Source organism: Vibrio sp. 1F255 (assembly GCF_041439145.1).
Lineage (GTDB): Bacteria > Pseudomonadota > Gammaproteobacteria > Enterobacterales > Vibrionaceae > Vibrio > Vibrio crassostreae_C.
The window spans coordinates 1-10,902 of sequence record NZ_JBGONQ010000063.1 but is presented as its reverse complement, the minus strand read 5'-3'; the positions used below and the strand labels follow the sequence as shown (position 1 = coordinate 10,902).

9 protein-coding genes are annotated in these 10,902 nt (G+C 44.4%); 3 read left to right on the top strand and 6 right to left on the bottom strand.

Features of this window, described 5'->3' with window-relative positions; translation table 11 throughout:
• The first annotated feature begins 158 nt into the window (after window positions 1–158).
• The 3 genes from ACED41_RS21210 (at window position 159) to ACED41_RS21200 (ending at window position 4,232) form a co-directional block, all read left to right on the top strand.
• The gene (locus ACED41_RS21210; RefSeq protein ID WP_371725637.1) at window positions 159–2,030 is read left to right on the top strand and encodes a PhnD/SsuA/transferrin family substrate-binding protein; all 1,872 of its coding nucleotides are present in this window, start codon (window positions 159–161) and stop codon (window positions 2,028–2,030) included.
• 11 nt (window positions 2,031–2,041) lie between these two features.
• On the top strand, window positions 2,042–2,644 hold the full coding sequence (locus ACED41_RS21205; protein WP_371725636.1) for a response regulator transcription factor: 603 nt from the start codon (window positions 2,042–2,044) through the stop codon (window positions 2,642–2,644).
• A gap of 352 nt (window positions 2,645–2,996) precedes the next feature.
• Window positions 2,997–4,232 (top strand): tetratricopeptide repeat protein, encoded by a 1,236-nt coding sequence (locus ACED41_RS21200; RefSeq protein ID WP_371725638.1) that lies wholly within the window; start codon window positions 2,997–2,999, stop codon window positions 4,230–4,232.
• A 220-nt stretch (window positions 4,233–4,452) separates the two neighbouring features.
• Here ACED41_RS21200 and sstT read toward each other — a convergent pair whose 3' ends face one another.
• The 6 genes from sstT to ACED41_RS21170 form a co-directional block, all read right to left on the bottom strand.
• A complete protein-coding gene (gene sstT, locus ACED41_RS21195; RefSeq protein ID WP_017068938.1) occupies window positions 4,453–5,667 on the bottom strand; it encodes a serine/threonine transporter SstT in 1,215 nt (404 codons plus the stop codon).
• A gap of 391 nt (window positions 5,668–6,058) precedes the next feature.
• Complete coding sequence (gene rsgA, locus ACED41_RS21190; RefSeq protein ID WP_371725635.1) at window positions 6,059–7,123, bottom strand: ribosome small subunit-dependent GTPase A; 1,065 nt, start codon at window positions 7,121–7,123, stop codon at window positions 6,059–6,061.
• A 506-nt stretch (window positions 7,124–7,629) separates the two neighbouring features.
• Window positions 7,630–8,088 carry a copper chaperone PCu(A)C gene (locus ACED41_RS21185; RefSeq protein WP_017064234.1) on the bottom strand — a complete coding sequence of 153 codons (459 nt, stop codon included), beginning with the start codon at window positions 8,086–8,088 and terminating at the stop codon, window positions 7,630–7,632.
• Between the two features lie 85 nt (window positions 8,089–8,173).
• The gene (locus ACED41_RS21180) at window positions 8,174–8,770 is read right to left on the bottom strand and encodes an SCO family protein (RefSeq protein WP_371725634.1); all 597 of its coding nucleotides are present in this window, start codon (window positions 8,768–8,770) and stop codon (window positions 8,174–8,176) included.
• Window positions 8,767–9,207: a hypothetical protein gene (locus ACED41_RS21175; protein ID WP_017066616.1), complete on the bottom strand. Its 441-nt coding sequence runs from the start codon at window positions 9,205–9,207 to the stop codon at window positions 8,767–8,769. Before ACED41_RS21175 ends, ACED41_RS21180 begins: the two co-directional genes overlap by 4 nt.
• A 203-nt stretch (window positions 9,208–9,410) precedes the next feature.
• Window positions 9,411–10,331 carry a DUF368 domain-containing protein gene (locus tag ACED41_RS21170; RefSeq protein ID WP_371725633.1) on the bottom strand — a complete coding sequence of 307 codons (921 nt, stop codon included), beginning with the start codon at window positions 10,329–10,331 and terminating at the stop codon, window positions 9,411–9,413.
• Window positions 10,332–10,902 lie beyond the last annotated feature (571 nt).

Below are 10,902 nucleotides of genomic sequence, written 5' to 3'. Positions count from 1 at the left end.
CCATATCACTTACTACCGTTTTTGTTTTTAGTTCCCGCTAATCCGCGATGAACCTTATTTAAGGCGCTCAAGCATGAGCTAAGCGCGAAACACGCCGCTGACATAAAATGAATTGAGAATAAATTGAATAAACAGTCCGTTTGGAGAAAGAGATTTCAGTGACAGTCAGAAACCTAATGACAATCGTTGGCCTTTGTTGGTTGAGCCTAACCGCAGGCGCGTGTTTAGCGGCTCAATCGGAGCAAGAGATTGCAACGACAAGCACTGTTGAGTCTGAGCAAATCATAGAAGTTGGCGTGTTGGCGACTCGAGGTAAGCTTTCCGCACAGCAGCGTTGGCAGCCGACAATGGATTGGTTGTCGGAGCGCATTCCCGGAAAACACTTTGTTCTCAAGCCTTTCAACTTGGAAGAGATGGCCGAAGCGGTAAAAGATGTGACTGTTGATTTTGTTATCACCAACCCCGGTCAGGCGGTTCGATTAGGACGCCAGTATGCGCTTTCTTGGATGGCAACCATGACCAGTCATAACTTTGAAGCTCAAGGCACCAGTAATACACGCAGTATTGGTTCCGCCTTGGTGGTGAGAAGAATGTCGCCTTATATCTCTCTCGAACAACTTAGCGGTAAGCCGATTGCGGCAGTCTCTGAAAATGCTTTTGGTGGTTACCTCACTATGCGTTACCAAGTGATGCAACAAGGGCTCAACCCCAATCACTTTTTCTCTAATACTCAGTTCTTAGGTTTCCCTATTGATGCCAGCTTGTATCAGCTGCGTGAAGGGCACATTGAAGCTGCGGTGGTGCCTGCGTGTTTGGTTGAGAGCATGATCAGCGAAGGTTTGCTGGTGGCGGGTCAATATCGTGTTATCGAGAATCAAGCACCAGAAGGGTTCCGATGTCAGGTGTCTACACCTTTGTACCCTAACTGGTCGTTTGCCAAAACAGAGAGAGCGTCTTCGGCACTGGCGAAACAAATGAGTCAGGTGTTATTTGCGATGCCAAAAAGCAGTGCGCCAGCCGTTGCAGCGAATGCATCGGGCTGGACGTCACCCACAAGCTTGCTGTCGATCGATAAGCTATACCAACAACTCGACATGCATCCACTGCAACAACCTTGGTGGAAAGAAGCGTTAATCTGGCTCAAGTACAATCAACAGTGGGCATGGGCGTTCTTTATTCTTGTCGTGTCGCTGAATGCTTACCACTTCTGGTTGGAATACAAATTCAGTCGCAGCAAAAAGCAACTAGAAGCGACGCTGTACAAGCTGAAAAGTAAGAGTGAACAGCTAGAGCACTCACAGCGTATCGCGGTAGTTGGTGAACTGGGAAGTAGCTTGGCACACGAGATTAATCAGCCTTTGGCAGCTATTCGGAATTATAGCGAAGGTGGTTTACTGCGGATTTCGAAGAACAAACCGCTGACTGACATAGAGCCTGTATTTGAGAAGATCCAGTCGCAAGTGGACCGTGCTGATGCGATTATCCAGCGATTAAGAAACATGATCAAAAAACGCTCATCAGATAAATCTCAAACTGATATAGAAGTGCTTCTTACAGATACCATCGAGCTACTGCAATTTCGATTACAGAAACACAAGATAACCATTGAACGTTATGTCGTGGGTAAACCTATCACGCTACATGTTGACCCCGTCGGATTGCAGCAGGTGGTTGTAAATTTGATCAACAATGCGATTGATGCGTGTAATGCTCAGATGCATCGCGAACAAAGCGCTACGTCTGATATTGGTAACAAAAACAACGAACCATCGACAATTAAAGTGATTACCGAGTATCAACCGGATAAAATGATGTTGTCGGTTATCGATAACGGTACGGGCTTAGATTTTACTGAGCAGAAAGTCACTCAAGCCTTTGTGAGTAGCAAAGAAAACGGTTTGGGGTTAGGGCTTGCGATTTGCCAGGACGTGATTGAAGACCACAGCGGTCAAATGACCATTAAGTCACTGATTCCTCATGGCTGTCACGTTGCAGTGACGTTACCTTTTTCTCTTTCAAATGATTCATAAGGAATCTTGTTATGCCTGAACTTCATCAAACGTTGCCGGTTTATGTGGTTGATGACGATGAGTCAATGCGTGACTCGCTGGTGTTCTTATTAGAAGAGCATGATTTCACTGTGTCAGCTTTTGAAGATGGCCCCAGTTTTTTAGACTCAGTGGACTTGAGTGCGCCGGGTTGTGTGGTTTTAGACAGCCGAATGCCAGAGATGAGAGGGCAGCAAGTTCATGAGTTGATGGTAAAAGCGCAGAGCCCACTGTCGGTGATTTACCTGACGGGGCACGGTGATGTGCCAATGGCGGTTGAAGCCTTACAAGCCGGCGCGGTGAATTTCTTTCAAAAGCCAGTTAAAGGCAATGAGTTAGCTGAGGCGATCAAGCAAGGTTTGGACGCTTCAGAAAAGCACTTACACATGAATGTGTATCGCCAAGCGTACGCGTCGTTAACCGAGCGTGAGATAGACATCCTCAAACAAATTATCGACGGTAAGCGTAACCAGAAAATAGCCGATGAATTGTGCATTGCCATGAGAACAGTGGAAGTACACCGAGCAAGCTTGATGAAGAAATTCTCAGCGAAGACGGTTGCCGAGTTGGCTTACATATACGGTCAATTGACCTAGGTATAGAGCTATTCCTGTAAGAGAGTTGTACGGCAGTTGCACGAAATTGTTGATGGGAAAAACATCAATTTCGTCACCAAGCTTTAGGACTTTCCTGATGAAAGGCAGCCTTCATAATTTATCTATATTGAAGCAAGATCACACCGTCTATGGACTGCATACGGATTGAACCTCCTAGGCTTCTTATCGCAATGTAATCCTGAGATACTGAACTAAGTTCATTTTAAGGCGGAACGTGCCAGTAACTGCACTTTTCCCTGTAATTCGAAACATAACATTCACTATGGGTAGAACACACTCTCAACGTCGAGTCTTGTATCTGCCGAGTTAGGTTAAATATTTTATGAGTACAATGGGAATCGCAATTGGTGCGACGGCTCTTTCGTTAATACTTGTCGCCGTGTGGCTGATCTCTTTATCGCTAAGAAAGCAGCGCTTGGAACAAGAACGTAAGGCTCGTGCTGTCGCTTACCGAAAAGCGATTGAAAAAGCGCGCATACAAGAGCAAAAAGAGCGTCACTTCAAAGCCGAAACCGGTCATGTACCGTCGATTCTGTATTTGGCAAAAGAAGCTGAACGTAACAATATAAAGGAAGCTCTGTATTGGTACGACAAAGCAGCGCAACTCGATAATATCAATGGCATGTACGGCATTGTGCGCCTAAGCATGAAGCGTAAAGAAGACCTGATTTTAAGAGAAAAAGCCAACTTTTGGCAGCTTGCGATATCCGCATTGGACAATGACGTGTCTGCGAAATTTGAGATGGGCAAAGCGCTTGTCTTTGGTCGCGGAACCGATAAGAACATCCCTAAGGGTTATACCTATATTGAAGAGTCTGCGGCTGGTGGTAATACTGAAGCGATGCTGTTTATCGGTGACTGGTGTCTAGATAAAGAGAATCCAGATTACTCGGCTGAAAGCTCTGTCGAGTGGTACCAAAAGGCCGCTGAAAAAAACAACCTAGACGGCAAGATCAAACTGGGTATGAGCTATTTGAACGGTGTTGGTGTTGAGCCAAACCATGGTGAGGCTGTTTACTGGTTTGAGACGGCCGCAGAAAAGAACAGTGCAGAAGCCATGTTTAGAGCAGGTGAAGCTTGGATTGACCATGGTGAACACGGCAACGCTATCGCTTATATCTGGCTATTTCTATCGGCTCATTTTGGTTACTCAGAAGCCAAGCACTTGAGGGATAAAGTCGGCGGGGAACTCGGTGTGGATGCTGTCGTAGGCTTACAGGCTCTGACTAAACCGATAATGACTAAGCTGACACAAGAAGCAATCACTAAGCACTCAATCATTAAGGCGCTCAACAAGCTCTACAAACGCAATGTCCCTGTCCCTAAGAAGGTTAAAGAAGCGTCCGATGAAGAAGGTGAGGAGTTAAATGTCGATGGTAGTCATTTAGAGACCAAAGCGTCGAGTGAGCAAGGTTCTAACGTCGATTACAGCCAGCAGGCGACGCCAAGCGGTGCTGCGAATCAAGGGTCACCCAGCGATCAAGCAACGCATAACAAAGAAGCAAGCCCTAACTCTCTAGACTTCAGTCAGGCAGCAGTGGATCCAAGCTGGAAAAGCAACCACTAAAACGTGTTGGTTAGCTTTGATGAGTTAGACAAGAATGACTGAAGCTATAAATCTATAAATCTATAAATCTATATAGCTTCTAACCGTAATCTAGAAAACCAAGACAACAAAAAAGGGAAGCGAATGCTTCCCTTTTTATTTGTGTGCTATTTGCTTTTAGAGCTTAGAGCTTAGAGCTTAGAGCTTAGAGCTTAGAGCTAAAGCCTAATACCAAGAGCTGTTAAGCTTTGTTTTGCTCAGCTTTACATACAGCCGCAGTGAACACGACGTCAGTTGAGCTGTTAAGCGCTGTTTCAGCAGAATCTTGAATCACACCAATGATGAAACCAACCGCTACAACCTGCATCGCTACATCGTTTGAGATACCGAATAGGCCACAAGCTAGAGGAATCAGTAGCAGTGAACCACCGGCAACGCCTGATGCGCCACATGCTGAAATTGCAGCAACAAGGCTTAGTAGAATCGCAGTGAAGATATCAATCTCAATACCCATTGTGTGTACAGCTGCAAGCGTTAACACAGTAATGGTGATTGCAGCACCTGCCATGTTGATGGTTGCGCCTAGAGGGATTGATACAGAGTAAGTGTCTTCATCTAGCTCTAGCTTCTTACAAAGGTTCATGTTCACTGGGATGTTTGCAGCGCTTGAACGAGTGAAGAATGCCGTTACACCAGACTCACGAATACATTGCAGTACAAGTGGGTATGGGTTCTGTTTTGTCTTTACAAAGACAAGCAGTGGGTTAACGACAAGAGCAATGATAAGCATTGAGCTTAGTAGAACCGCTAGCAGTTGACCGTAGCTTGCTAGTGCATCGAAGCCCGTTGTTGCGAATGTAGCCGAAACAAGACCGAAGATACCGAATGGCGCAAGACGAATAATGAAGCGAACAATGTGTGAAACACTGTGGCTAAGGTCTTCGAAAACCGCTTTGGTTGTTGCAGATGCGTGGTGCAGTGCAAGACCAAGACCGATTGCCCAAGCAAGAATACCGATGTAGTTTGCGTTCATTAGCGCACTAACTGGGTTATCTACAAGCTTGAATAGAAGGGTATGAAGAACTTCCGCGATACCTTGAGGAGGGTTAGCACCTTCAGCGCCAGCAACCAGTGTCAAAGTGGTTGGGAACATGAAGCTCAGTACTACAGCAGTCAGTGCAGCAGAAAACGTACCAATCAGGTAAAGCACAATGATCGGACGCATATGAGTATGCTGACCTTTCTTTTGGTTTGCGATAGAAGCTGCAACAAGAATGAATACTAAAATTGGGGCAACAGCTTTCAGAGCGCCAACAAACAGACTACCTAGTAGGCCTGCATCTTGAGCTGCTGAAGGAGACACCATGGCGAGAACGACACCGAAAACAATACCAGCAAGGATCTGTAGAACGAGATTTCCACGAGCGATGCGGGCGAGCATGTTGTGATTTTGCATAAAATACCTGCAATTGTTAATTTATTATAGTGATGTATCTTTTTATAAAGTTGTACCAAATCCGACTATACACTAGTGGAATGGGCGGTCATATTAGCGGGATCTAAGAGGGTGTCTAGGAATAGTTTACTTTTAGGGTGATTGTTTGCGCTACGTGGTGTTTTTAGAACTAAATGTTAATCAAATGTGTTTTGATTGAGCTATAAATCTACAAAATGACATTTAATAGACTCAATATACTGTAAATTTGGAAATGTAAACGACTATTGGTAAGAACATTGTGTGCATAAATAGTCACACTAAGACCAAATTGAAACAAAAAGCCCCACGTGTTTAACACTAAGGGGCTAAGCTTGTCTCAAATACAACTTATAGTCGTTAACTTAAAGGTTTAGTCAGAAGCTTTTTTAAGATTTCGACTTTCTGATTGAACGGTTTTGTACATCTTCGAAAGCTGCTTACTGTTAGCACGTTGCTCTGCCAATGAGGCACCATTTCTGGCTTGCTCTCGCAATAGCTTTTGATAGTTATTAAATCGTCTTTCAGACAACTCTCCACTCTCAATGGCTTTGCGTATTTTGCATCCAGGCTCTGATTCATGATGGCAATCAGAGAAACGACAGTGCATTGCTAACTCTTCGACGTCTGAAAAAGTTTCACTCACGCCTTCAGCGCAGTCTGCAAGTTGTAGCTCTCGCATTCCTGGAGTGTCGAGAAGCAAGCCACCTGATGCGAGCAAGTGGAGTGATCGTGATGTGGTTGTATGACGACCTTTACTGTCGTCTTCACGAATACCACCAGTTGCCTGCGATGCTTCACCTAGCAATGAGTTAACCAAAGTCGACTTACCCACACCAGAAGAGCCCATTAGCGCGACGGTCTTGCCGATTTTACACCAAGGTGAAAGTACTTGGGTTGAGTCTTGATCTAGGCTGTTGACCGCTTCGATCATCAGCATCGGGTCTAAGCTTTGTACCTGTTGTACTTTGTCTTCGTAGTCGTCACACAAGTCTTTCTTCGTCAGGACGATAACCGCTTCAACTTGTGCTTCATTTGCGAGTGCCAGGTAGCGTTCAATGCGACTCAGATTAAAGTCGTTGTTCAATGAAACCACGATAAACACTGTGTCGATATTGGCTGAAATATATTGTTCAGCCACACGACTGCCCGCAGCTTTTCGGCTAAAGAGCGATTGGCGTTCTAGTAAGCGATCGAATTGCAGTTCAGAGTTCAATATTACCCAGTCGCCAACGGTCATTGCCGGTTGGTTTTGGTGGATGGGTAGAACAATTTCACCTTGCTCTGACGCTAATGTATAGCCATTGCGGTGATGTGCGACGATACGAGCAATGACGGAGTGATCATAGTCTTCGAGTGTCAGTTGTTGTTGGAATACAGGTTGCCATCCAAGTTGTTGAAGTGACATTGGATGAGAAAATGCGTTTTGTGAATTCATGTCTATTTACCCAGACGTGCGAGCTTTCTTTTCTTGTGAGAGCATTAAAGTCTTATCAGTGCATTAAAGTCTTATGAGAGCATTAACGTCTTGTAAGATCTCAGGTTGTCGATGAGATCGAAAAGCGTTGGTCAGTTCAAAAAGCGTCGAGACGTCAAAAATGTTTGAGCTTGGGTCGAATTCAAAATCGATAGGACCCGGATTTGAGTCATGCTTTACAGGCATGCAGATATTGATCACTTACGATCAACAGTAAACCGGGTAAAAGTGTGCGGTAGCCAGCTGATGGCTTAATGTTGGTAGTTCGAGATTAAAGTTTGATTAACCAAACAAATTAACGCGTTACTTTTACTGCCAGTTTTAGTGTTTTCATTACAATCATCTTCTATTCTCCTTGGTTTATTAATGTGTTCAGGCTTTGAATAAAAAGCGCGCTCAGTTTAACAAAAAGCCACGATGGCGAGAAGTCATCGTGGCTTAAATTATTTTATCAATTGTGAATACGATTAATGATGGTCGTGATTCATCTTTTTCATGCCGCTCATCACTTTCTTCACTGGTGCGTCGAAGGTCTGTGTTTCACCATTGGCAAAGGTCAGTATCATCTCGATTTGCTCACCTTCTTTTAGGCTACTTTTTAGGTCGAACAACATGATGTGTAGGCTGCCAGGTTTAAGTACCGCTTCACCGTTTGCAGGGATGGTGATTTCTTGAACTTGGCGCATTTTCATAACATCGCCATCAATGATTACATCATGAAGTTCTACTTTACCTGCTGCAGGTGTTGTTGCAGAAACAATAGCGCGATCTTTATCGCTGTGGTTTATCAGAGTCGTGAACACCGCGCTGTTCACTGCTGAAGGCGGGGTTGCACGAGCGTACGCGTCATGAACCATAATATCGCTACTAGCCTGAGCAAAAGGGGTTAGCAATAAGCCTGCTAGAGCAAGTGCTTTTAACTTCATGTTGTTGTCCTTAATTTTTATGTTTTTGGTCTGGGACCTGACTTTTTGTTCGAACTTTATTAGTTAAGTTCTTTGTTTTTACGTTTTACTGCGTCAGCTTGTTGATAGCCTCAACAATTGGTGCTGGCGTTAACGTATGCGGCACTTTGGTAATCAAGGTACCGTCGGGCTTTAAAAAATAAAAATATGAGCTGTGGTCAATGGTGTATTCCAACTCTGAACCTTCCAGCTTGGTCTTTCTGAAAATAACACCGTAGTTGTGTGCAAGCGTGGTTGTCACATCCAAAGGACCACTTAATCCTTCCATCATTGGGTGGAAGTATTGTGCGTATTCGTATGAGGCCTCTGCTGCATCACGCTCAGGGTCGAGAGAGACAAACATCGGGCGAATCTTGGCTTTTGCTTCATCAGAGACTTGGTTAAGTGCTCCGGCCAACATAGCCAAAGAAGTGGGGCACACATCTGGGCAGCGTGTGAAACCGAAGTAAACGATACGAATTCTGTCATCGGTTTGGTCAAAGATTTCCGTTGGTTGGTTGTCTTTGCCGAAAAGAGTCGTTGCGGAGAACTCTTGTTTTGCAGCGTGTTGTTCTTGAACTTCGTTTTGCCCATCAAGATAGCTTTTGACACCAAAGCCAAGTACAAAAGCGACAACCAATGCTAACGACCAATTTCTACTCATCTTGCCATCCTTATTGCAGGGTTTACAGTATCGACACCATCAGTGAGTTCACCGATCCATGTCATTTTATCTAAAGTACATACAGGTAAAATCACATCACCTTCATAGGTATTGTTGCCAATGCTCTTCAATTGAAAACGTGCTGAGCCCATTTCCATCTCTAAACCGGTCAGCGATAGCATCAAGGTTTCAGAGGCCGCGCCTTCCCACACCACTTTGATTTTTGTTGGGACTAGAGGTTGAGCTGTTTCATGCTCAAGGGTCATAGCAACGCTGTCTTGCTCACACGATGTTGTTGAAAGCATGCAGTAGTCATCTAAGTTGACGTCAGGAGAGTGGCTCTCTACTACCGATTTAAATTGCTCGACTGCCTGTGGTCCATAAAAGCCAGCGACCAGCGCAATACCGAGCGCAGCAACCTTTAATGCTGGGTGCATGTAGTGTTCTCATTTGATTTTATAAGAACGGCGATGGTATCACACCACTCAATACGTGCTTGTATCAAAAAGCAATTTTGTGCGTATGGTAGAACTAAAAAAGCGAAGCCATTGGCTTCGCTTTTGTCTGTTTAATAGATATGTGAGCTTAGTATTTCTAAGTTCTATCCATTCTGAACATGTTCCAGAAATACGTTGAATGATTAGTCAGCGTTACGCTCTGCGAACTTCTCCAGGCCTAAAACCAATGCAATCGCAGCAAACATCATCACAATCGCCATGACCAACTGAGAAGGCTGAGAGGTTACCGCTTCAAAATTAAACGGTGATAGGTTTTCTTGAATCAGAGGAACTTGTTCACCTTTTGAGTTTGTGCGCCAGCTGATGGTCTCTTTCCAAGGCCAGATCTTAGGCAGCGTACCGATCATCAAACCGGTTAAGAATACCAATGTGAAGTCGCGGAATGAACGCAATAGCCAAGACAGTACATGTGAGAAAGTCAGCAGTCCGATCACACAGCCCGCAAGGAATAACGCAAGTACATCGACTTGAAATGATTTAACGGCGCCAAGCACGGGGCCATACATGCCAATCAGGAGCAGAATAAAGCTGCCTGAAATACCGGGTAAAATCATCGCGCAGATAGCAATCGCACCCGCAATCAATACGTTGATGCTGGTTGGCTCCATTTGCAGCGGCTTAAGCACGGTAATGCTATAAGCGAAAGCAACGCCAAGCAGCAAAAACACGAAGCGAATCATATCGCGTTTCTCTACTTGCTTAAGAATATGGAAAACCGACACCAAGATCAGGCCGAAGAAGAAAGACCACAGTGGAACAGGGTGGGTGACTAATAACCAAGAAATCAATTTTGCGAATGTCGCAATGCTCGTGAATACGCCCGCGAACAGTGAAATTAGGAAGAAACCATTGATGTGATTAAACGCGGCTTTGAAGCCTTCGCGTTTCCATAAGCCAAGTACGCTAGGGTTAATTCTGCGAATGCTTTCTAGCAGCGTATCGTAGATACCAGTGATGAATGCGATGGTTCCGCCCGACACGCCAGGAACAACGTCTGCTGCGCCCATAGCCATGCCTTTGAAAAAAGTACTTAAGTAATTCATTGCTTCATAGAGTTGAGGATGATTTTGTGCAGTATACAAACTTTAGTGTAAAAAAAGTATGAATATGCTTTTGGGGAAGGGCTTTTATTACTCTATTAATTGTAAGGCAATAAGTTGAAGTGAATATTTGCCTAACATTTAGATAACAACCACTTAGTGATTTGTCATTAAGAGCAGCGATGAAACTGATCTCTTATCGATATTGCATCTTGGTTGCATTATGCAAATGCACTTTGCAATTCTCATGATGAATTCATGGTTTTTATGCGATGCAGGGTTTATAAAACGTCGAATAAAAGTTGGCACGCTAACTGCATTTGATACATTGACCCTTCTTAAGCCGAGGGTCACCTAGCCAACTGACGTTGTTAGTGAACTTATGATTTGTTCACAAATATATAGAGCCAATCGCGATTATTGCGGTTGGCTATTTTTTTGCCTGTCGTTTGGTAAGTTGCTATTTTCCCATGTTCCAAGCAAAAAAAAAGCTAGCCACCATTGGCGACTAGCTTAAACTTTTCTCGAATCTCGAATCTCGAATCTCGAATCTCGAATCTCGAATCTCGAATCT